This is a genomic window from Virgibacillus sp. JSM 102003 (assembly GCF_041949995.1).
Lineage (GTDB): Bacteria > Bacillota > Bacilli > Bacillales > Amphibacillaceae > Lentibacillus.
Map to the genome: position 1 here is coordinate 122,667 of NZ_JBHFQH010000011.1, position 22,289 is coordinate 144,955.

At 38.8% G+C, this 22,289-nt stretch carries 20 protein-coding genes and 1 pseudogene; 10 read left to right on the forward strand and 11 right to left on the reverse strand.

The window, feature by feature from the left end; genetic code table 11:
- Positions 1-15 precede the first annotated feature (15 nt).
- From ACE1TG_RS13410 to ACE1TG_RS13430, 5 genes are read right to left on the reverse strand one after another with little or no spacing between them, the layout of a single operon-like run.
- Positions 16-1,260, reverse strand: a complete 1,245-nt coding sequence (locus ACE1TG_RS13410) for an ABC transporter permease (protein ID WP_375052901.1) — start codon at positions 1,258-1,260, stop codon at positions 16-18.
- A complete protein-coding gene (locus ACE1TG_RS13415; RefSeq protein ID WP_375052902.1) occupies positions 1,253-2,179 on the reverse strand; it encodes an ABC transporter ATP-binding protein in 927 nt (308 codons plus the stop codon). Before ACE1TG_RS13415 ends, ACE1TG_RS13410 begins: the two co-directional genes overlap by 8 nt.
- 3 nt (positions 2,180-2,182) lie before the next feature.
- Positions 2,183-3,046, reverse strand: coding sequence for an ATP-binding cassette domain-containing protein (locus ACE1TG_RS13420; protein WP_375052903.1), 864 nt, complete (start codon positions 3,044-3,046; stop codon positions 2,183-2,185).
- 3 nt (positions 3,047-3,049) lie between these two features.
- On the reverse strand, positions 3,050-3,439 hold the full coding sequence (locus ACE1TG_RS13425) for a GntR family transcriptional regulator (RefSeq protein WP_375052904.1): 390 nt from the start codon (positions 3,437-3,439) through the stop codon (positions 3,050-3,052).
- 13 nt (positions 3,440-3,452) lie between these two features.
- Positions 3,453-4,175: a hypothetical protein gene (locus ACE1TG_RS13430; protein WP_375052905.1), complete on the reverse strand. Its 723-nt coding sequence runs from the start codon at positions 4,173-4,175 to the stop codon at positions 3,453-3,455.
- Between the two features lie 395 nt (positions 4,176-4,570).
- On the opposite strand from ACE1TG_RS13430, the gene ACE1TG_RS13435 reads away from it, so the two are divergent.
- Positions 4,571-5,080, forward strand: a complete 510-nt coding sequence (locus ACE1TG_RS13435; RefSeq protein WP_375052906.1) for a DoxX family protein — start codon at positions 4,571-4,573, stop codon at positions 5,078-5,080.
- Between the two features lie 137 nt (positions 5,081-5,217).
- Here the strand turns inward: ACE1TG_RS13435 and ACE1TG_RS13440 are convergent.
- Positions 5,218-5,375: pseudogene (locus ACE1TG_RS13440) on the reverse strand (PH domain-containing protein); the annotation flags it as partial.
- Between the two features lie 152 nt (positions 5,376-5,527).
- On the opposite strand from ACE1TG_RS13440, the gene ACE1TG_RS13445 reads away from it, so the two are divergent.
- The 4 genes from ACE1TG_RS13445 to ACE1TG_RS13460 all read left to right on the forward strand — a co-directional run bounded on the left by ACE1TG_RS13445 (position 5,528) and on the right by ACE1TG_RS13460 (position 8,800).
- Complete coding sequence (locus ACE1TG_RS13445) at positions 5,528-6,124, forward strand: superoxide dismutase family protein (RefSeq protein ID WP_375052907.1); 597 nt, start codon at positions 5,528-5,530, stop codon at positions 6,122-6,124.
- A 186-nt stretch (positions 6,125-6,310) separates the two neighbouring features.
- Positions 6,311-7,030 carry a sulfite exporter TauE/SafE family protein gene (locus tag ACE1TG_RS13450; RefSeq protein ID WP_375052908.1) on the forward strand — a complete coding sequence of 240 codons (720 nt, stop codon included), beginning with the start codon at positions 6,311-6,313 and terminating at the stop codon, positions 7,028-7,030.
- 131 nt (positions 7,031-7,161) lie between these two features.
- The gene (locus ACE1TG_RS13455; RefSeq protein WP_375052928.1) at positions 7,162-7,350 is read left to right on the forward strand and encodes a putative holin-like toxin; all 189 of its coding nucleotides are present in this window, start codon (positions 7,162-7,164) and stop codon (positions 7,348-7,350) included.
- 250 nt (positions 7,351-7,600) lie between these two features.
- Positions 7,601-8,800 carry an MFS transporter gene (locus ACE1TG_RS13460; protein WP_375052909.1) on the forward strand — a complete coding sequence of 400 codons (1,200 nt, stop codon included), beginning with the start codon at positions 7,601-7,603 and terminating at the stop codon, positions 8,798-8,800.
- A gap of 99 nt (positions 8,801-8,899) precedes the next feature.
- Here ACE1TG_RS13460 and ACE1TG_RS13465 read toward each other — a convergent pair whose 3' ends face one another.
- Together ACE1TG_RS13465 and ACE1TG_RS13470 are read right to left on the reverse strand one after the other, a co-directional pair.
- Entirely contained in the window at positions 8,900-10,741 is a 1,842-nt protein-coding gene (locus tag ACE1TG_RS13465) for an ABC transporter permease (protein WP_375052910.1), read from the reverse strand.
- Positions 10,742-10,756: 15 nt separating this feature from the next.
- The gene (locus ACE1TG_RS13470) at positions 10,757-11,524 is read right to left on the reverse strand and encodes an ABC transporter ATP-binding protein (RefSeq protein WP_375052911.1); all 768 of its coding nucleotides are present in this window, start codon (positions 11,522-11,524) and stop codon (positions 10,757-10,759) included.
- A 239-nt stretch (positions 11,525-11,763) separates the two neighbouring features.
- Between ACE1TG_RS13470 and ACE1TG_RS13475 the strand changes: the two genes are divergently transcribed.
- The 4 genes from ACE1TG_RS13475 (at position 11,764) to ACE1TG_RS13490 (ending at position 15,949) form a co-directional block, all read left to right on the forward strand.
- Positions 11,764-11,988, forward strand: coding sequence for a DUF1659 domain-containing protein (locus tag ACE1TG_RS13475; protein ID WP_375052912.1), 225 nt, complete (start codon positions 11,764-11,766; stop codon positions 11,986-11,988).
- 119 nt (positions 11,989-12,107) lie between these two features.
- On the forward strand, positions 12,108-12,323 hold the full coding sequence (locus ACE1TG_RS13480; RefSeq protein ID WP_375052913.1) for a DUF2922 domain-containing protein: 216 nt from the start codon (positions 12,108-12,110) through the stop codon (positions 12,321-12,323).
- Between the two features lie 181 nt (positions 12,324-12,504).
- Positions 12,505-12,639 carry a YvrJ family protein gene (locus ACE1TG_RS13485; RefSeq protein ID WP_375052914.1) on the forward strand — a complete coding sequence of 45 codons (135 nt, stop codon included), beginning with the start codon at positions 12,505-12,507 and terminating at the stop codon, positions 12,637-12,639.
- Between the two features lie 142 nt (positions 12,640-12,781).
- Positions 12,782-15,949: a DEAD/DEAH box helicase gene (locus ACE1TG_RS13490; RefSeq protein ID WP_375052915.1), complete on the forward strand. Its 3,168-nt coding sequence runs from the start codon at positions 12,782-12,784 to the stop codon at positions 15,947-15,949.
- Positions 15,950-17,149: 1,200 nt separating this feature from the next.
- Here ACE1TG_RS13490 and ACE1TG_RS13495 read toward each other — a convergent pair.
- Positions 17,150-18,442: a hypothetical protein gene (locus ACE1TG_RS13495; RefSeq protein ID WP_375052916.1), complete on the reverse strand. Its 1,293-nt coding sequence runs from the start codon at positions 18,440-18,442 to the stop codon at positions 17,150-17,152.
- Positions 18,442-19,317, reverse strand: coding sequence for a serine hydrolase (locus ACE1TG_RS13500; protein WP_375052917.1), 876 nt, complete (start codon positions 19,315-19,317; stop codon positions 18,442-18,444). Before ACE1TG_RS13500 ends, ACE1TG_RS13495 begins: the two co-directional genes overlap by 1 nt.
- A 119-nt stretch (positions 19,318-19,436) precedes the next feature.
- Between ACE1TG_RS13500 and ACE1TG_RS13505 the strand changes: the two genes are divergently transcribed.
- A complete protein-coding gene (locus ACE1TG_RS13505; protein WP_375052918.1) occupies positions 19,437-20,471 on the forward strand; it encodes an NAD(P)H-dependent flavin oxidoreductase in 1,035 nt (344 codons plus the stop codon).
- Positions 20,472-20,628: 157 nt separating this feature from the next.
- Here ACE1TG_RS13505 and ACE1TG_RS13510 read toward each other — a convergent pair whose 3' ends face one another.
- Positions 20,629-22,251, reverse strand: coding sequence for a long-chain fatty acid--CoA ligase (locus ACE1TG_RS13510; RefSeq protein WP_375052919.1), 1,623 nt, complete (start codon positions 22,249-22,251; stop codon positions 20,629-20,631).
- Positions 22,252-22,289 lie beyond the last annotated feature (38 nt).

Below are 22,289 nucleotides of genomic sequence, written 5' to 3' on the forward strand. Positions count from 1 at the left end.
CCTGCAGCTCTTCTGTTATGCTCTAATCCACTTCCAGATTTCTCCTGGTGTAGCATTTTTTCCGTACATTAAAATTCCTGTTTTGAATATCTTTCCTGCCAGTTTCATGAAGATCCAGATACTTACTGCAAGTATCGCTAGTGAAATGGTGATTTCTATCCACGGTAATTCCTCCAAAATGGATAACCGCAACAATAACACTCCCGGTGCAGTAAAAGGAATATAGCTGCCAATTTGCGCAAATAGCCCACTTGGGTCGCTGATTACAGGCCCGATAAATATAAATGGTAAAAACGGCAGCATCATAACCATACCCTGGAAGTTACCGGCAGAGGTCATATCCGCCATCGTTGCCCCAACACCAATAAATAAGGCTGCAAAAAGGAAGTAACCCAAGATGGCGATTGCAACAAACAAAATTAGCTCAGGTACTAACAAGTAATCCAAAATCGGAACATCCAGTTTCCAAATAGAAATTGGAAGGGCAAAACAAAGGAAAACAACTGCCTGGATCATTCCAAGGGCAAAGTAGCCAATGATTTTTCCTTGCATCAACTCGCCAGGTGTTAATGATGATAAAATAATTTCGGCAATTTTATCTTTCTTTTCATTAGAAGCACTCTGGAAAATATACATTCCTGAGAAAACGATAGAAAGCAGGATTATTCCTGCAAAAGCACCAGGTATGATTCGCTCGAGAGGTACTTCACCAAGAGCTCCTTTGTCACTTGCTTTTTCTTCGGATGGGGCAGAATCTTCTGTAGATGATTCCTTAAATTTGATCCCCATAGAAACTGCTGCTAACGCTTCGTCAGATAGTCCTAACTGCTGCATTTGCATGGTCTTAATAGGTGATGCCAGTACTTGTACCTGACTCATAAACGAAGCGTTAATGTCTTCACTGGTGTAAACGGGGATGGTGCCATCCTCAAGAGCACGATTATCCACAAAAATATAGGCTGTGTTTTCAAGGGATTCGAGTTCATCCTCTACTTTTGACTCGCTAATTTCTGTTTGCTCCAAATCCCAGTTCAATCCTTGCATCTCAACTGTTTCTTGCAGGTTAGCAAAGATATCCAAATTATCCTGGATAAATACGTGTGTGGTCTTTTCGCTATCACTGTCGGAATTATCGAATAAACTTCCCGCAAACATGAATCCTAAAAATAGGACCGGAGTTAGAAATAAGCCGATAAGAAACGATTTATTCTTCATGTTTCGTTTAATTTCCCATTTAGCGACCTTCAATGTGTTACGCATGAACTTCACCTGCTTTCTCCATTAAGTTTTTACCTGTGGCAATATCAATAAAGATTTCATGTAACGAAATCCGGTCTATGGACAATTCCTGAACCGATAAACTTTCTGGAAGATTTTTGAGCCAGCTTACGGCCTGAACATTTTTGTCTAAATACAGAACTGATGTGTCCTCACTCTGCTCTACCCGCTCAACAGCAGGTAATCGTTCTAATTCTTCGCGATCATTTTTCCCGCGAATTGTACACTTGAAGTTAGCATACTCTGTTTTAACATCATCCATATTGCCATGGATAATCTTTTGTCCGTGGTGCATCATGAACAGCCTGTCACACATTTCCTCTACCAGGTTCATTTGATGTGAGGATAATAGAATGGCAGTTCCATTGTCAGCCAGATTGCGAATCTCATTTTTAAACAATTCCTGGCTTACTGGGTCAAGCCCGGAAAATGGCTCATCCAGAATAAGCAGTTCTGGCTCATGTATAATTGAAGCAATAAATTGAACTTTTTGCCCCATACCTTTTGATAGTTCTTCAACAGAAACGTTTTCCTTTCCTTCAAGATCAAACTTCTTCAGGTAAGTAATCGCACGCTCTTTTGCTTTTTTTAAAGGATAATCCTTCAGTTCAGCTAAATAGAGCAGAATATCCATGACTTTCACATTTTTGTATAATCCTCGTTCCTCCGGTAAATAACCAATACGGTGACGAGGGATTTCCTGGTGATTTTGAAAAGAGATTTTACCATTATCGGGGTACATTATCCCCATAATATTACGAATGGTTGTCGATTTACCTGCACCATTTGGTCCCAGAATTGCCATGATTTCTCCTTTACGAACCTCAAAGGAGATGTCCTTCAAAATTTGTTTATCCTTAAATGATTTCTCGAGTGATTCCACCGTTAGCATAGTTTCCATTGCTTATTTTTCCTCGCTTTCATCTAGTAAGATTGAAATGATCTTCTCCAGATCCAGATTAGTACGATCAGTCCAAATCATATTATTTTCTTGGAGGAATGACTCGGTTATCTCGGGCTGGTTTGAAATTACTGTCTGAATACCTCGTTCAACTTCCCCTGGAATAGCATTTTCTGGCATGGAATTAGGTAGCCAATACCGCACATAACTTTCCTTAAGTACCTCTTTCTCAAAGTTCCCAACCATTTTACCGTCTTGTAACACACATATATAGTCTGCTAGTTTCTTAATATCCTCAACTTGATGGCTGGCAATAATAATCGCACGTTCACTTTGTTCCATCCAATCTGCCAATATATCTGTTAAAGCTCTTTTAGATGGGATATCCATGAACGTTGTAGGTTCATCTAAAATTAATAACGGCGTATTTCGCGGAATTGTTAATGCAAGATTCAACTTCTGTTGCATTCCAGGAGACAATTTTTCATACTTTTTGGCCAGCGGAAGCTTAAATGAATCTGCCATTTTTTTAAATAAAGCTTCATCCCAGTCTGGGTATAAAGATGAAATTAATGCCTTCAAATCCTTTCCGTTGTATCCGTTATACCCAGTTGCTAATTGTGGCTGATAAGATACTTTACTTTTCCAGGTTTCATTATGTCCATAGACAAACTTATCAAATAATCTAATATTACCCATATCAGGTTTTGCCATATTCATTAATAGCTTAAGTAACGTACTTTTACCAGAACCATTGTTGCCAACCAGGGCAGTTATTGTACCGGGCTCAATTTGTAAATCTATCGGTCCCAAATGGAAATCATCTATCTTTTTTTGTACCTTTGAAATCCCTGCATATGATTGCATATGTTACTCCCCTTTCCGTGCACGTATCGCGTCTTGAAAAATTTCCTCAATTTGATTGAGTGTATAATCATAGCGGATAGCTGTATCAATTGCTTCCTGAATAGTTTGATAGACAGACGACGATTTAACTTGTTGTTTTGTAGCATCTTCAATTTCAGCCACAAAAGTTCCTTTACCTTGTGATGTGCGGATAAACCCTTGATGTTCCAGGTTCTGATATGCTCGTCGTGTTGTGATAATGCTGATTTCTAAATCCTTGGACAAACCACGGATTGAAGGCAAAGATGTACCGGCAGCTAAATGTCCACCGGCAATTAGTGCTTTTAGCTGATTTTCAATCTGATGATAAATTGGTTCCCGGGAATCCTTCGAAAGACGAATAGGTAGTTCCACAGCATATCCCCCTTTAGAGATAATCCAGATTATTTATGGTTTTTTTCATATAATTCTCCCAGTATTTAAATCCAATAATTGCTAGTAAAATAGATGTAATAGCAGATATCCATGGCCATTTCTGGGCGGCAATGATAGTCCATTGTACAATTCCATAATTACCAATCAACTGAATGGCTGTAATAAAAGCTGTAATAATTAGAAAGGCAAAGAAAAGCAGTACAGCCATTTGATAATTCTTCATACGGTCACCTGTATCTGCAGCAGGTACAGATGCGCCAGCATAAACCCCGAATGACAGCCAGATAACCAAAAAAGTGAGATAAGAACTTAGCGAAAGTTCACTTTGTAATGCAGGATTCAGCAAATATAATATGATGAGAAAGAAAAGCTGAAATGGTAAAGCACTAAAAAAGTGAATAATAAGTCTGCTTCTGTTTATGGTGCTGTGTTTGACGGGTAATTGTTTAAGCATAATAGTACCAGGTGCACCCCGTAAATCACTGTTGATTTTCTGATAGGCAAAATTCCTCGGTCTTCCCGATCCAGATAAAAAAACAAGAGCTAAAATGAAAAATAAATCAAAGCCTACATAATTATTTTCCAAGTAAGAATCCAGTGAAGTCACAAAAAATAACGTGACCCCGCCTAACACAAAAAGATAAATCAAGATATTTTGTGCCGAAGCCTTTAACTCAAACTTCGCCAGCCAAAACGCCTGTTTCCAATCCTCCATATGTAACCCTCCCATGTAGTGGTTCACTTTCCAAGTTTATTGGATGAATTAACTGTTATACTGTGTATGTCTATATATACAGTATATGTAATCTTTTCGAAAAGTCAAGTAAATATTAAGATTAAGGTATGTTTTCGTATTGTGATGGAGTTCAAGCGTTGGCCAGACTAATGATTAAAAGGTATATATCGATTTATTTTATAGGGAGGATAGGAGGGTTTTTAGTCAAGTTCACATCTCTGTCATAACTTTGTATCTAAATTGTGAAATACTGAATATAATAACCAAAATTATATAAATACATGGTACTATATAAGTGTAATAAAGAGGTTAACTCAAGTTATTTTGTGAAATACTGAACAAAATAAATATAAAAATTTAAGGAGATGGATATCATGTTTGTAAATTTCATTCGCAATAATAAAGTAGTTGCTGGTGTACTGGCATTTCTTAGAATATATATCGGGTATCAATGGCTGACTGGAGGATATGGAAAGATAACAGGAGGCAGTTTTGATGCAAGTGGATTTATGCAAGGAGCAATAGCTAGTGCAGGCGGAGAACATCCAGCAGTTCAAGGCTGGTGGGCAACATTTCTTGAAACATTCGCACTGCCGAACGCTGAATTATTCAGTTTCATGGTTATGTGGGGCGAGTTCCTGGTCGGGTTAGCGCTAATCTTAGGTATCTTTACAAACTTCGCATCACTAATGGGTATCACAATGAACTTTGCATTCTTATTCAGTGGTACGGTAAGCACTAACGCTCAAATGGTATTAATTACAGTGTTTATCCTGGTAGCCGGGTATAACGCAGGCCGATTCGGATTAGACCGCTGGGTTGTTCCATTCCTTAAAGCACATAATCCTAAACAAAAACATAAAAATGAAGCAGTAACTGTCTAACATTTAAAAAATAGGTGCATACGTAAAAAAGTACACACGTTAAACTAGCGTGTGTATTTTTTATTGCTAATTCCACATACAGATCGGCAATGTGAATCCTCATTCCGCTAAATGCAGAAAAAGGAGTTCTAAGAGATTACGCCTTGCTTGTCCACCAACACAAGACGATTGTTTGTGAAGACCAATAAATCGCGAATAAGTTTATAGGCGTGTTCCGCTTTTTCAGAAGAGCTTAATAATTCATGAAGTTCTTTTTCCACGTCTTTTGCTTCAACTTCAGATGCATTTCCCTCATGCCATCAAAAATTCCCAAAAGATAAACCTCCTAATTTTCGTTTAGTATAACAAATTTTACGGCACTTTCATTAAATGTTTAAGTTTTCCAGTTTTGTGCAGAATAAGGTTTGAGAAAAGAACTTCACCAAAACAGAAAGGAGTTTGCTAAACATGAAGAGGTGGGTTGTTTTATTAACTGCTCTGGTATTTTTTCTGGTATTGATTGGTTGTGCTGATAATGATGATGAAATGGAAAATACCAAGCACCATGGAAGTAAAACGAGTGTAGAAACGCTAGGTAGTCTAAGTGAAGAAACGACAAAGGTTGATGTAACAATGTATAATAGGGATATGGAAAAAATCGGTATGGCGACGATCAGGCAGGTACATGATGGAACGAATATTACGCTTGATGCGAAGAACTTGCCGCCAGGTACTCACGGATTTCATATTCATGAAAAAGGAGTATGTGAAGCGCCTGATTTTAAATCAGCGGGTGAACACTTCAATCCTACCAATGCAAAACATGGCTTTAAGCATCCGGAGGGTCCGCATGCAGGGGATTTGCCGAACATAGTAGTAGAAGAAGATGGAACAGTACGAGCAGCAGGTGTCAATGATATGGTAACACTGATAAAAGGTAAAAAGAATTCCCTGCTCGGAAATGATGGAACCGCATTAATGATCCATGCGAAACCAGATGATTATAAATCGCAGCCATCAGGTGATGCAGGTGATCGGATAGCGTGTGGTGTAATTGGCGAATAAATGATAACCCGGGAGAATCCCCGGGTTTTTTTCTGGGCAGATAAGAAACCAATCCTTTCTTACTGCATAATTGCAATAAAGAATTGGCGATAAACCAAGTTTTTTAATGGCTTATTATAGTATGAAAAAACTTCTCATGATTCATCTGTTAAACTGGATGTTAGTAAATGATTAGAAGGTGTTTTTTTGGATACGATTTTTCTATTTTCGATAATTGTTCTGATTGCCTCAATCTTGCAAACAAGCACAGGTTTTGGTTTTTCAATAATGGCAACGCCATTTTTATTGTTGTTATTTGAGCCACGTGAGGCGATCCAGATCAATCTTATTCTGTCACTGATAATCTCAATTTCCCTTATTATGAAAATAAAAAAGGATATTGATATGGGAATACTTAAGCGATTTATAATCGGTAGCCTAGTTGGATTACCTATTGGAATTTCAGTATTTTTAATGATGGATATGAAAGTATTAAAGCTTGGCGTAAGTGTGCTGATACTCGCGTTGACGTTGCTGCTCATTCTGAAGTTTCGTATAGGTCAGACTTCTAAACGGAACTTGGTAGTAGGTGTGTTTTCTGGGGCTTTTACGACAAGTATCGGTATGCCCGGTCCGCCAATACTTTTGTATTTTTCTGGGACTGGTACTGCAAAGGAAAAACTGCGTGGCACAACACTGGCATTTTATTTGTGGATTTATTTCGCGAGTTTGCTTGTTCAAGTGTTTTTTGCAGGGACATCGAAAGAAATTTGGGTTTCAAGCGCAATGGCATTGCCAATCGTTATAATTGGACTGGTCATGGGACAATTTCTATTCAGGTGGATTAGTCAGAACCTGTTTCGTAAACTTACATATGTATTATTATTATTTACAGGTATTTATTTGTTTGTGCAGCAGATTCAATAACCAAGGTGTTTGAAAAAAACATAAAAACTGGTACGAATGTACGTTTTCTGTCTTTTGGGTTCATATTATAATGAGACAAGGATAATGTTCTTTTAGGGAGGTCGGCTAACCCTTCTTGTGAAAAGGAGGTGATGCCTCTGAGCGTGTATGAAGTGATGATGGTGCTGGGGAGTTTTGGTACCATGTTGATTGCATTGCTCGCCTTGATCATTTCGGCGATCAATATTAGAAAAACTTGGCTTATACTTTATACCTTAAAGATTAATTTTATAAAGTGCAAAATAGACCCTCCCTATTTCCCTGAAAAGATTTTAAGGTGAGGTCTATTCTTAAAACGAATGGCCGATCCCTCTAGGGGAACCGCTTATCCAAAGACCACAGTTCACGCTGTGGTCTTTTTCTTATTTATTATCTGTCTAAAGTATACCATAGTATGCTCCTGGTGTGAATAAACATATCAGCTGGAAAGTATGACAGATGTTCACCATGATTCGACAAAAAACGGGAAGTGACAGGCAACAGCAAGCAATGTATAATGTACTTTTGAGTATCGAAGGGGGACGGAGATAAATGACTACAGAATCACGAGCACATACTTCAACCATCCCGAATAAGATTTGGTCAAAGGATTTCGTGTTAATCTGCCTGGCTAATTTTTTTATATTTCTCGGGTTCCAAATGACACTTCCGACTTTGCCGCTTTTCGTCAAGGAATTGGGAGGCAGTGACCAATTAATTGGGATTATTGTTGGTGTATTCACTTTCTCAGCCCTCCTTCTCCGACCGTATGCCGGTCATGCATTGGAGTCGAAGGGCAGAGGATTTGTTTACATGATAGGTCTAGCTATTTTCGTATTATCTGTAGGATCCTATGCATTTGCTGCTAGTATCGTGTTTTTGTTTATCATGCGAATTGTGCAGGGTGTTGGCTGGGGATTTTCCACCACAGCAACTGGAACGATTGCAACAGACCTAATTCCGCCGAATCGGCGTGGAGAAGGGATGGGGTACTTTGGCTTATCTGGCAACCTGGCACTTGCATTTGGCCCAACGTTAGGGCTTACATTGGTTGGCTACATTTCTTTTACGCAATTATTTCTTATCTGTGCCTCTTTAGGGTTAGTGGCATTTTTGCTATCGTCGAGAATCCGTTACAAAAAGGTGGATCAATTAGCGGAAAAATCAACAACGGTCAAGTTTGATATTTTTGAAAAAACTGCTATCCAGCCGTCAGTTTTATTGTTTTTTATAACAGTAACATTTGGCGGGATAACCTCATTTCTTCCGTTATATGCTGAAGAAAAACATATACTAGGGATTGAATCATATTTCCTTGTATTTGCGATTTTCCTAATGATTTCCCGGACTTTTGCAGGGAAAATTTATGATAAAAAAGGTCATGCATATGTATTTTTGCCAGGGACCATTCTTATCTTTGGTGCCATGCTCCTATTATCATGGTTACCGAGTACATTTGTCATGCTGATTGCAGCTGGAATGTATGGACTGGGATTTGGCTCGGTTCAGCCAGCATTACAGGCCTGGTCCGTAGATAAAGCTCCTGACAATCGGAAAGGGATGGCAAATGCTACATTTTTTTCGTTTTTTGATTTAGGTGTCGGTCTTGGTGCAATCACCTTTGGTCAGTTGGCTTTTATGTTTGATTATAGTGTTATTTATATAACCGCTGCTGGATCGGTATTAGTTTCACTTATCCTATACATCTATTTATTCATCAGAACCAAACGTAAAAACCGAGCAGCCGTTTAAATGCTGCCCGGTTTTATGCAGCAGTTAAGAAAGGTTAAATCCTCTCTTACCTGCATAAGTGCAACTATCGCCATAAAGACCTGGTTAACGCCAAGTTTTCTAATACCTGCTTGGTAATACAATCCGTTTATACATCTGTACCGTAATCCAATAATACAATCCATAGATAACAAGAAAGATGCTTATTGGAATCCATATTTTTGTATATGGCTCGATAATGATGAACGAGAACATTTGCATTCCTACAAGGACATGGACAAGTCCAGCCAATGCTGGGAATAGGAAAAGTAGAAATAGCTCCCGGTATATTGATTTAACTAATAGCGATTTCCTCACGCCAATTTTGCGAAGCATGCTATAGCGGTGTGTGTCAGTGGTAGCTGTTGACAGCAGCTTAAACATTAGGACACTTGCCATCATCATTAAAAATGCTATACCCAGGAAAAGTCCCATAAATATTGTTCCACTGGCAATCGCCTTGAATGCTACATAATTACCGTACTTTCCTTGAACATTCTCAACTGTCTCGCCTCGATAGGACTCGGCCAGTTCCGACTGGTTCTGACTGATTTTTTTAAGCTGTGGAAGGTATTCCGTAAAGTCATCAACTTGCACTAGTACAACGAATGTCTCATCAGTATTCACGCTCTGGTAATTGGCAGCATCAACAACATATACTTCCTTATCATCAAACATCTGGGAGCCAGTGTTCATTTCCATGGATAATGCAGTTGACCACTGATCAGGTAAATCCTGCATAGCGTATTTTTCATCAGGTAATGGATCAGAAACTCGCGCTGATTCTGGAAGTTCTAATGATGCTTGATTCATTTGCTTTATCATTGGTGGATTTTCCAGTAAATCGTCTTTTAAAAAATAAATTCCTTGTTCATTGATTTTATAATGATAGGTATTTTTTTCGGTGATGTTCATTTCCTCGAGTGCCTCGTTATCTTCAGCAGTCGGCTGGTGAATAGCAACATCATTTGCATAAAAAGCGGAAGCTTGCAATTCGACATTATGGTAAAAGGAAATACCAGCTGTCATCGCGCCTAGCCCAAGTGCAACTAACATCGCCACCGTGCCAAGTACTTTGGTTAAACTCTGCATTCTAAACCGCAGTTGGCCTAGCGTAAACGAATTGATTCCTTTTTCATTTAGAGCACGATTTTCTTTTATTTTTTTTACGACGTAAGGCAACAGGGAAATAAAAACCAGATAGGTTCCTACAGTAATCGTAACTGCAGCCAAAATAACCCCTAGTTGCTCAAGTTTGGCAATATTGATCATGGAATAGTAACCTGCACCAATTAAAATAATTGCAAAAATTACACCGAAAATTGTCTTTTTGCCTTTAACCTTTACTTGGTCCTGTTTATGATCAGCGTGAAGAAGACCGAGAACACTTTTCCTGCTAATTTTCCATGCATTCACAATCGATGTCAGGAAAAATAATGCTGTATAGAATAGGATTGTTGTAATCATTGAAGAAGGGTAAAATGCTTCAAATCCTTCCCCGGAAAAATCCAATTGCCACATGAATAATTCGGCAATTCCTCTAGCTAAACCAACCCCAACAATTAGACCAATAAAAAGGGAAACAATACCGATAAAAAACGTTTCAAAAAACATGAGTTGGGTGACTTTAGGTTTTTTCGCACCGAGCGTCATATACATGCCCATCTCTTTTTGTCGTAATGTCAGCATAAATGACGTTGCGTAGAAAATATAAAGCACAGTAATCGCACCCAGAATGAACGTTCCAACATGGAAAATAAACACAATCGAACTTATCATCGCATTGGCTTCAATAAATGTTTTGTTTTGGGCAAGTGTCTCAAACATGTAAAAAATAGATATCGATATCGTTAACCCGAACAACAGCACTAGGTAATCTTTAAACATTTTGCGCATACTGGAAAGTGACAGTTTCACAAGCATAGTTTCCCCTCCTTTCTAAACTTCCTCATGTGGGAATGTGAATTCTGAAAGAACGCTGAGAATGTCCTGGTGAAAATCATTCCGGTTCCCTTTGCGGCTGATTTCTTTGTAAAGCTCGCCGTCCTGAATAAATAGAATGCGGTCACAGTAACTTGCGCTGAGTGGATCATGTGTTACGAGCATTATGGAAACATCATGATTTTGATTCAGGTGCACCATTGCTTCCATTAAGCTTTTTGCGCTTTTGGAATCAAGAGCACCTGTTGGTTCATCAGCCAAAATAATAGCTGGTTCATGAACGAGTGCACGAGCTGCGGCAGCACGTTGCTTCTGGCCACCAGATACAGTTACCGGGTACTTTTCCAAAATAGCTTCTATGCCTAACTTTGCAGCGACCTCTTGAACAGAAGGTTTTATTCTTCGTGAAGGAACACCTTGCAACGATAGCGGTAATGCAATATTTTCATAGATTGTCAGGTTCTCAAGCAGATTAAAGTCCTGAAAAATAAACCCCAATTGCTCGGATCTGAAGTCGGCTAACTGCTTTTGCTTCATTTTTGTAATATCGGTTCCAGCAATTTCAATCTTTCCATCGGTTGGGTTATCCAATGTCGAAACAATATTTAATAGTGTTGTTTTACCAGCACCGGATGGTCCCATAATGCCGACAAATTCGCCTGTTTGAATGTCAAAGGAGACACCGTTTAACGCACGGTACTGATTTTCATTTTGCTTGCCAAAAACTTTATGGATACCATTAACATTTACAACTGTTTTACTCAATTTCAAAACCTCCAGTTTTAATCTTTCACCAGTTTATCCTGAACAAATGCAAACTACTATGTATTTTCCTTTCGGTAACCTTACAATTTTGTCACCTTCCGACAATAATACTTTTCATTACAACTACAATCCTTGATCAAATCTTAAAAGTGGCGTTTACAACCAGAAAAATATATTTAGATTTGATGCCACTTTTTGCTCTTGAGGTTCGATAGTAGTGGTGAAAGGAGGTGATCGAGATGGCCGTATCGCAAATAGTTACAACACGGTTAACGTTAACACTGGATGATGGCAATGATATTGAAACAGGTAAAATCATCTACAAAACCAAAAGTTTTAATAACGTTAAACCAGCTACAACCGCTGACCAGTTGTATGCAATTGCTACAGCTTTTGCAGGACTTCAGGAACGCCCGCTTTACAATATTGAACGTAATGACAGCTCAGAAATTAGTCAGGCATAATTCTTAGAAAACTTGGCAATTGTCAAGCCTTAATGGCGAGTGCCTTAGTTGCACTTATGCAGTAAGAAAGGATATATACTTTCTTAACTGCTAAAAAATAATGGAGAGGAGGAATCATAATGAAGAAGCTTGAACTTAAATTTTTGAATGACGAAGGTAAAACTGTGACATACTCATTGGACAACCCGGTTGAGCCAGTTGATCCAGCTGCTGTCACAAGTGCAATGGACGAAATTATCACACAAGATGCATTCTCATCATCAGGCGGCAATCTAGTATCAAAAAAGAGCGCACGTATTGTAGAACGTAATGTAGTTGAAGTTGACTTAGCATAATTGGCTAATGGTAATCCTTATTAACTGTTCTAAAGACCAGTGGCACAAGAGCCCTGGTCTTTTTTAACAGATAAGACTATTTCCTTACTGCATAAGTGCAACTAAGGAAATTCACCAAAAGACACAGCGAATGCCAAGTTTTCTAAACAAATAAAAATCAAATCAGACAGGAGTGATTTCAGTGGAAACATGGGTATCCTTTGTGACAGAAGTTGGATTTCCGATTGTGGTAACATTCTATTTGTTACACCGCATCGAAGGTAAACTCAATGATCTAATCATATCCATCCAGGCACTGCCAAGTAAAATGAAGTAAGAGCTCTCGCGTGAGAGTTCTTATTTCAAGGTATAAATTCCTCCAGAATATCCTATCCTTGTAAAAGTATTTAGTTTAAAAAACAGTACGTGTCATATACAATAATAGATAAAGAGATGGTAGAAGGTAGGGTACTTGTGTTTTGAAAAGTTTTCGTGATATCAATATACAAAAAATGTTTCCATCCGTTATATATAGACGCGGTTTGGAGTATTACAATAAAAACCTAGTTAGTGAATTACTTTATGATATAAATTATCAGGTCTGGACTGCAACTGTACATGGAACTGAAGATTATTTTGTTGAAATTAATACGTCCGATTTTTCGAAAGGGTCTGTTGATGCTTATTGTGATTGTCCAGCATTTGACACATATGGGTCGTGTAAGCATATTGTTGCCACATTAATTGCAATCACTGCTAAAGAAACAAATGATCCACCTCGAAAAATAATTGATAACTATCAAACTACCAATTGGCTGATTGATTCCATATCCTCACTAACCGATTATCAGCCGAAATCCGAAGTGTTTTCACAAAAAATACCGCTTCATGTTGAGTATTATGTCAAGTGGTCGTTTGAACGTAATCTGTTATTGGAGCTGAAAGTCGGTGAGAAACGGTGCCTTGTTGTTAAAAATGCACACGATTTTCTTAACGATGTATTTCAAGGAAACGAGCATTATTTTACAAAAACATTTACATACAGTCCGGAAACACATTATTTCCATCAGCAGGATATGGAAATTTTCGAGCTGTTGAATTCCGTATTACGTAATGAAAGAATATATCTTGATCGCGGTATTTATCATTACCAGGACTCACCAGAGCGGTCAGTTGTTATTCCGCCATTACTTGCCAAACAGTTATTGCACATGCTTATAAAAAGAGACTTCACTGTTGAAACAAGGGATCAGAGTTTTCAGCATATTGATGTTGTGGAGGATGAGCTACCATTCCATTTTGACCTTGCGAAAAACGAACAGGGGGAACTGGTTTTGTCCATGGACGATATGGCTTTCATGACTTATTTCAAGCTATATCAGATGCTGTTTTCACATGGAGCGTTCTTTTTTCCTCAGAAAGAACAGATTCCGATTATCGAACAGATCACTCAGGTGGGAAGAGAAAACGAACAACTTCCTATTCCGAAAAAACAGGCAGATTCTTTTATTTCCGAAGTCCTTCCATCACTTAAAAAGGTCGGCGATGTACAAATAGATGAAAATGTCGCAGCTGAAATAATTCAAGTGCCTTTACGCGCAAAATTATTTCTGGAAGTTCAGGCAGATTGGATTGTCGGCAAACTTGAATATCACTATGGTGACCACCAAATTGATCCGTTTAGCGGGCGTGAACAGGATGATGTCATCATTATTCGTGATGTTGAAAGAGAACAGCAGATTATGCATCTGGTTGAACACGCGAACTTTCATTACAATGGAAAAGAATTATATATTGAAGCAGATGATGAAGAAAGTTTGTATGAATTTCTATACGATGTACTGCCATTGCTTGATAAGTATGTTGAGCTATTCCTTACTTCAGAGATACGCAACTTCATCGTAGAAAACGAGCCATCACCGAGCACAAGTGTGCGTCATGAATCATCCTCAAATCTGCTTGAAATTGGCTTTAATATTGATGGAGTGAATGATTCAGAAATCAGCCAGATTCTTAATGCTGTCATGGAGAAGAAGCGCTACTACCGAATGCAAAGTGGTGCATTACTTTCGCTTGAGGGAGATGAATTTTCTTCCATGAAGCAGCTTTTTGATGATTTGGATATTCAAAAAGATGACTTACAGGATGGGAATGTTCAAATGCCTGTCTATCGTGGTGCACAGGTTGATGAGTTAATCGACACAAAAAAAAATTACGACCCATCTTTTCGTAAGCTGTTACATCAGCTGAAATCACCTGAGGAACAAGTTTATCCATTGCCGGAAAATCTTAATGCAACATTACGAAGTTACCAATTGACAGGGTATCAATGGTTTAAGTCATTAAGTGCCTATTATCTTGGAGGTATTTTGGCTGACGATATGGGGCTTGGAAAGACACTGCAGAGTATCGCTTATATCCTTTCAGAACCTAGTGATAAGCCACATTTAATTGTTGCACCATCATCGGTTGTATATAATTGGAAAAATGAATGTGATAAATTTGCTCCTGATTTAAACGTGGCAATTTTAACTGGAGCACCTTTAGAACGCGCGAAAAAGATTGAGGAATATGCTGATATGGATGTTTGGATTACTTCTTATGCAACACTGCGCCAGGATATAGAGCTTTATCGCGAGCAATCGTTCCAGACATTGATCTTGGATGAGTCACAGTACATCAAAAACTATGCAACAAAAACATCGCGGGCAATTCGTGAAATTAAAGCGAGCAGAAGGTTTGCTTTAAGTGGAACACCAATCGAAAATTCAATTGATGAGCTGTGGGCAATTTTTCAGGTTATACTACCGGGACTAATGCCAAATCAACGTAGTTTTAAAAAGCTATCACATGAAAAAATCTCACAGCTGACAAAGCCGTTTATTTTACGCCGGTTAAAAAAAGATGTTTTAAAAGAGCTGCCGGAAAAAATCGAAACAGTACACGTCTCAGAACTGACAAAAGATCAAAAGGACTTGTATGTCGGTTACTGGCGCCAGCTGCAGCAAGAAGCAGCACAGTCTATGAAAGAAAGTGGCTTTAACCAAAATCGGATGAAGATTCTGGCGGGATTAACCAGGTTACGTCAGATCTGCTGCCATCCATCTGTTTTTGTGGAAAATTACCAAGGCGAATCTGGTAAACTAAACCAATTAATGGATACCGTTCGAAATGCAATTGCAAATGGAAAGCGGATGCTGATATTCTCACAATTCACAAGCATGCACGAGATCATTATTAATAAACTGAAGCAAGAGGAAATTGACTATTTTTACTTGCACGGGCACACAGCTTCAGAGGATCGCGTGAAAATGAGTGAGCGTTTTAATAATGGTGAAAATAATGTATTTCTCATCTCGCTTAAAGCAGGTGGAACAGGGTTAAACTTAACTGGTGCAGACACCGTTATCTTGTATGATTTATGGTGGAATCCAGCTGTTGAGGATCAGGCTACAGGCCGTGCGCACCGTTTTGGTCAAAAAAATGTTGTCCAAGTAATCCGCCTCATTACAGAGGGAACAATTGAAGAGAAAATATACGACCTCCAGCAAAAAAAACGTGAGCTGATTGATCAAGTAATTCAGCCTGGCGAAACGATGCTGTCTAGCCTGAGTGAAGATGACGTCCGGGAGCTTCTCAATATTTAAGGCTTGGAATCCCTTTGGTTTATGCACGTTTTATGAGAATTTAAATAGGTTATTATAATTGTAGAGGATTCATATTATCTCTAGAGGGGATGATGAGATTGGTTGGTGTGCTTAAAGGATTTGTGAAATTTTTTGTATCCAACTTAGCAGTTGTACTAGCCATAATGCTCCTGCCTGTTTTTTTAATAACCGACTCTGTAATGTTTTTCGATGAGATAATGAATTATTTGTTTAACAACAAAAAATCTTAACACAGTAAAATCCGAACTAGGGTTCGAAATTCTTGAAATAGAATTCGAACTAGTTCGGATTTATTTTGCAGTTAAGATGCTGAGTACGCAGCCACCATCTATCATGACTTATTTTTCATATAGCAAAATTGAGGTTTACGGACACCAGAGACCTTATTTGGCAAAAATCCACGGAAATTGTGGTGTTTGCGGACACCAAGGACCTTATTTCACACAAATACAGTCAAATAACCATGATATATGTGAAATAAGGGCTTCTGTGTCCGGATAACTTCGAGAAAGTTACTTTTATATAGAAATAACGTCCCCTGTGTCCGCTAAATCAAGTTAGAGAGGTGTTTTTTATACAAAAATATATACCTACTTTCTTACTGCATAGTTTTCTAATGTTGCTGATTAGATATAAACTGCGACATAGTGAAGATATTCTTTTATTTTAATGATGGTTGAGTGCTTAAATTCGTTCCGGCAGGATACTTCGCTTTCCATGGGCACGACCTCGTTTAGTTGCTCTTCCGGGGTCTTCGGAAAGTGCTGTTCCCATAGGAGTCTATTCTGACCTCACTGGTGGAGATTTCTTGACTAGAGTATGAAATGTTCCCTATGGCTAAGAAGCAATGTCACAATAAGATTAATTTACACGATATAGTGAGCAAAACCCAGCGGAGGAAATTCACGAAGACTCCTGCGGGAAGAAAGGCATCGGCGAGACCCCGCAGTGCGCAGCACGAGGAGGCTCGCCAGCCGCCCTAGGTGCGCGAGGTGGATTTCCGCAGCGGTGTCCTAGACTGAAATTATTTTTCCACAGTACGTCGTAGTTAATATCAACTACGTATTAGGTTGACCATTGATAATGAATCCGTTTTTTGTTGGTATTAAATTTGATGAGAAGCAGTTTCATAACAAAAAATAGAAAAGGTGTCAGAACAACTACACATTACCCGGCTGATTACTGATTTAATTGAAATAATTTCCGTGGCCGTCCTTTTAAATATGGCTTTTCCTCGCCAACTACTTTAATGACTTCACCTGATAGTAGTTTTTTAACAGTACGTTCTGCACTTCGCTTTGTGACCCGATAATAACTTGCGATGTCATTGGATGAGAACGGCTCATTGTTTCTAATTTCAATAAAGTCAATAAAGTTATAGGATAACTCATTGTTAAGTTTTGCTTGATGAATTAATGAACGGTACAATTCCGATGTATTAAATTCCTTTTCCACTCCAAGCGGGCCAATGGTATCTTGACGTTCGTTGACGATATAACATGTACCGTCGATAGACTGATTACATGCCTCTAATGCTGACTTTGCGTTGTCTTCCGCTTGTTTAGCAGTTAGACCTAGGCCGAATCCAATATCTACCGAGGTGTTCAAGGCACGTTCCATTTCCTTTAGTAGTGGGAAATCACGGTAATGGTTGGTTATATGATCTAAGATTCCTCTTGTTCCAAATAATACAAATTTATCATTTCCAGTTGATAGAACAGAAGCATATGTTTTTTGGGAATATCTTAATAGAATTTGGTGTAGCTTTAACTGTAATTGCTGTGCCTGAAAATCGCCTTTTTCAGCTCTAATTAAATCAAATTGTTTAATTTGAACGTAGCCAGCAACGATTTGAGCGCTCTTAGATTGGTTAAGTGTTGCAATAGATTCGGCCTGTTCAACTGCACGTTCAATGTTTAATAACGGAATTTTCATGCAGCTGGTGGTGATACCCTTTTCCTTTAAAATTGACTCGACTTCTTCAATTGATGTAAGTGCGTAATCAATTTTCCCCTTATTCCACAGATTTTCATGATATTCTGCAATCCGGTTAATATCTACAGGCTGATCATTTCCGTAGCTATATGTATATATTTCTTCATTGTTCAACTCCATCTCATCCAGTACTTTATCGACGTTTCTTTGACTCATCACATCTATTGAAAGTCGATTTAGTTCCTGCTTGTGATGATTTCTGACACGGTAAAATGATGTTAAAATCATGTATTCATCAAAATCAACCTGCACAGTTGGGAGTTTCTTTTTCTCTACCTTCTCTTTTGCATATAAGTACGGCAATGACCCTGCAAATAAATAGACATCACACATAAATGCTTTTTCAACTAATTCGGATGTTTCGTTTGTCTCCGAATAAACAAATGGGAATATTTCAATGTCCTCATTTTCTTTAACATACTTCGTAATTCGATCAACTAGTTCTTGGCGCCCAAAAACAGCAATTTTTATTTTCACTAATACTCCTCCTCGTAATCTGATGTTATGTAATCAATTAATAGCTTTCCAATGTCTGCAATATGTCTATTTCCTATTCCGTTATTTTCCCAGCCTTCACTCATAACAACAGCCTCAAGGCGTTTGTTCTGATATTCGAAAATAGCAGCATCATGCTCAACGCCATTTAACTCTCCAGATTTATGATATAGCTTTATATCTGAATCAAATGGTAGATAACTAGCAAGTTTACCCTCGAGTTGCTGGTTCGATAATATCTCAAGAATCTGTGATCTGCTGCTGTTATTTATCGTCTTGCCGTGATTAGCAATAACAGTCAGGAAGTGATACATATCGTATGCACTTGTGTAATTTTCAAATCCTGCCGACTGTGATACTGAATCCATAAATTTACGCTGTATCGTTGTGTGCTCACATTTCAAGTGTTTCGCTAAAATATTCACGTGATCCATCTTTACCTTATCAAGGACAATGTTCGCGGCAGTATTATCGGAAATAATTATCATTAATTCCATCAGATTCTTATAACTATATACATTCGAGCTAGTAAGATAATTTATAACTCCTGCCCCTCCGACTTTCATATCTCGCTCAATATATACTAGAGTGTCTGCCCGGAACAGATCTGATTCAAGTTGGCGAAAGGCCTCAATTAGGATAGGTAGTTTAACTAAGCTAGCTGCTTTCCTGGGTTCATAGGCATTGATAGCGATATTTCCGTCATCGGTATGTATAAAAATAGAGAATTTGTCTATCGTATTGCTGATAATAGTACGGATACCAGTTTCCAATTGCGGTTGATTCACGTTTATTTCCACATCCTTATACTCAATTTCACAATTAACGATATATTTAGCGACACTGTTCGTTAACATTAACATATTACGAAATTTTCACAATATTGTCAAGAAGGAAAGTTAGGAAAGTTTTAGGAAATATTACTAAATATGGTATTCTTATAGAGACAATAATAAATAGAGGGAGGGGTTCAAGTGTGAATGATTTATTAGAAAAGCTGAATATCGAAGTACCTATAATTCAGGCAGGAATGGCTGGGGGAATTACAACTCCAGAAATGGTAGCAGCTGTCACTAATTACGGAGCACTTGGCACGATTGGAGCTGGATATATGAGTGCAGCAGAATTAAAAGAAAACATTCAGCAAGTGAGAAGCCTGACCAATAATCCATTCGCAGTTAATTTATTTGCCACCAACTTGGAGACGTTCTCCACTGATATTCAGAGAATGCAACAAATATTAAACAACTATAGAAATGAATTGGACATTGAACCAGGAGAAGATTCAGTTAAAGTAAAAGACAATTTAGAAGAGAAGATTTATGTCATCCTGGAGGAAAATATTTCTATAGTAAGCACGGCGTTTGGTGTTTTGTCCTCTGTTTTAATTAAACGCTTAAAGAATAATAACGTCACCCTGATTGGGATGGCTACTAATCTTGATGAGGCTAAGCAAATGGAAGACGCAGGATACGATGCAATTGTTGCCCAGGGGAGTGAAGCAGGCGGACACCGTGGCACATTTGATGTGAAAAAATATCCAAATGGAAGCAATATTGGCTTGCATGTGCTGCTGCAGGAAATTTTGGACACTGTCTCATTGCCGGTTATAGCAGCAGGGGGAATACATAAGAAGAAACAAGTCAAAGCATTAGTGGCTATGGGTGCTGCAGGTGTTCAGTTAGGTACCAGGTTTCTGATGGCAAAAGAAGCTGGGACAAATGAAGCATATAAAAGAGCACTCATTAAGGCACAAACTAGTGATACCAAAATTACCAAAGTATTCTCTGGCCGCCCAGCACGCGCTATCAATAATAGATTCATAGAAGAAGTGGAAGCAACTGGAATTCAGCCATTGCCGTTTCCAATACAAAACCAGCTCACAAAGGATATTAGGACTGCAGGTAAAGAATTCGCTGTTCAAGATGTGCAATCACTTTGGGCTGGACAGGGTGTTGGGAGTATTGAAAAAGAAGAGACAGTTGCCGAAATTATTCAGTCGTTAGTATGAATCTTTTATTATAAGTTGATAGTTCGCGCTCAGGGTGATAAGTCACAATCCAGGCTGATAACCTGCAAATCGAGTCGATAACTCCCGATAGGGGATCCATTTCTCTACAGCAACAATAAAGGAAATCGGCGTCATAGCCGATTTCCTCATTACCTAATTAACCTTGCATATTATAATGCTCTTTTACCTGTTCACGTAACTGGCGCTTTAGGAATTTACCAACTGAAGTTTTAGGGATTTCATCGAAGAATAATACATCATCTGGCAGCCACCATTTTGCAAATTGTGGCCGAATGAATTCAAGCATATCTTCTTTGCCGACTTTGTCAGCAAACCCTTCGTGCAAAACAACACATGCGATTGGTCGTTCCTGCCATTCAGTATCTGGAATTGCTATAACACTAGCTTCGAAAACAGCTTCGTGTGCCATAATGGCGTTCTCTAGATCAACGGAAGAAATCCACTCTCCGCCACTCTTGATCAGGTCCTTCGTACGATCGACAATTTTAAGTGTACCCTCTTCGTCAACTGATACAACATCACCAGTATGGAACCAGCCATCAACAAACGCATTCTCGCTTCGTTCATCTTTATAGTATTCGTCGGCTATCCATGGCCCGCGAAGGAGTAACTCACCCATTTGTTCACCATCCCAGGCAACTTCGCCATCATTACCCATGATTTTCATATCGAGGCCAGGTATCAGTGCCCCTTGTTTTGCACGTTGATCCAACTTATCATCCTCACTCAGTTCTTCCTGCTGATAGCTCTTCAGCCTGGAAAGTGTTACAAGTGGTGTTGTTTCGGTTGCGCCATAGGCATGGATAAATGGAATTTTATACTTTTGCTCAAATGCCTGGATAAGTCCTTTTGGAGCGGCTGAACCGCCACAAAGTACTGCACGCAAGCTTGATGTATCATAATTGCCTTGTTCCAGTTCACGAAGTAATCCCAACCAAATCGTTGGAACTCCGGCTGTAATGGTAACTTTGAATCTTTCTATGAATTCGGCAAGTCGTTTTGGTGTGAACCGTGGTCCGGGCATGACTTGTGTTGATCCAAACCATGTACATGCAAATGGTGTCCCCCAGGCATTAACGTGAAACTGTGGTACCACAGCCATTGATACATCAGATTCTGATACTGCAGCTGAATCAGCTAATCCAAGAGCATAACTGTGCAGGACTATCCCGCGATGCGAGTAGACAACACCTTTAGGTTTCCCAGTTGTAGCGGATGTGTAGCACATTCCGGCTGGGTCATTTTCATCGATTGTTTTTGAAAATTCACGTGTAGGATCTCCTGTATGCAGTAATTCTTCATAGGAGTAAAGTGGTTTTAAAGTAGATTCTGGAAGTTCGGACTTGTCAGTCATAACGACAAATGCCTCAACCGTTTGAAGCTTATCCTGTACGGCTTCGATGAGGGGTAAAACGTCTTCGTCAATAAATAAAATCTTATCTTCAGCATGATTAATAATGTAAATAATGTGCTCAGGGGATAATCGGATATTGATGGTGTGCAACACTGCCCCCATACCTGGTGCGGCAAAATAAATCTCCAGATGCCGGTGATGATTCCAGGCTAATGTGCCGACCCGATCACCTTTTTGTATTCCGAGATTATCGAGAACGCTCATTAAGCGCCTTGTTCTTTCTCCGATATCGGCATATGTAAGCCGGTGAAGCTTATCGTGCGTTTGCGAGATGACTTGTTTTTTTGAGAAAAACTTTTCTGCATGCTCAAGCATAGGTCCTACTGTTAATGGGACTTGCATCATACGAAACATCTCCTTTTATATTATTATACAAGCATACA

Coding starts and splice junctions, on each gene's coding strand:
- ACE1TG_RS13415 (WP_375052902.1), bottom strand. CDS start 2,179: ATGGAAACTATGCTAACGGTGGAATCACTCGAGAAATCATTTAAGGAT.
- ACE1TG_RS13445 (WP_375052907.1), top strand. CDS start 5,528: ATGAAGAGGTGGGTTGTTTTATTAACTGCTCTGGTATTTTTTCTGGTA.
- ACE1TG_RS13475 (WP_375052912.1), top strand. CDS start 11,764: ATGGCCGTATCGCAAATAGTTACAACACGGTTAACGTTAACACTGGAT.
- ACE1TG_RS13510 (WP_375052919.1), bottom strand. CDS start 22,251: ATGATGCAAGTCCCATTAACAGTAGGACCTATGCTTGAGCATGCAGAA.
- ACE1TG_RS13410 (WP_375052901.1), bottom strand. CDS start 1,260: ATGCGTAACACATTGAAGGTCGCTAAATGGGAAATTAAACGAAACATG.
- ACE1TG_RS13500 (WP_375052917.1), bottom strand. CDS start 19,317: ATGTTAACGAACAGTGTCGCTAAATATATCGTTAATTGTGAAATTGAG.
- ACE1TG_RS13430 (WP_375052905.1), bottom strand. CDS start 4,175: ATGGAGGATTGGAAACAGGCGTTTTGGCTGGCGAAGTTTGAGTTAAAG.
- ACE1TG_RS13455 (WP_375052928.1), top strand. CDS start 7,162: ATGCCTCTGAGCGTGTATGAAGTGATGATGGTGCTGGGGAGTTTTGGT.
- ACE1TG_RS13480 (WP_375052913.1), top strand. CDS start 12,108: ATGAAGAAGCTTGAACTTAAATTTTTGAATGACGAAGGTAAAACTGTG.
- ACE1TG_RS13465 (WP_375052910.1), bottom strand. CDS start 10,741: ATGCTTGTGAAACTGTCACTTTCCAGTATGCGCAAAATGTTTAAAGAT.
- ACE1TG_RS13420 (WP_375052903.1), bottom strand. CDS start 3,046: ATGCAATCATATGCAGGGATTTCAAAGGTACAAAAAAAGATAGATGAT.
- ACE1TG_RS13460 (WP_375052909.1), top strand. CDS start 7,601: ATGACTACAGAATCACGAGCACATACTTCAACCATCCCGAATAAGATT.
- ACE1TG_RS13435 (WP_375052906.1), top strand. CDS start 4,571: ATGTTTGTAAATTTCATTCGCAATAATAAAGTAGTTGCTGGTGTACTG.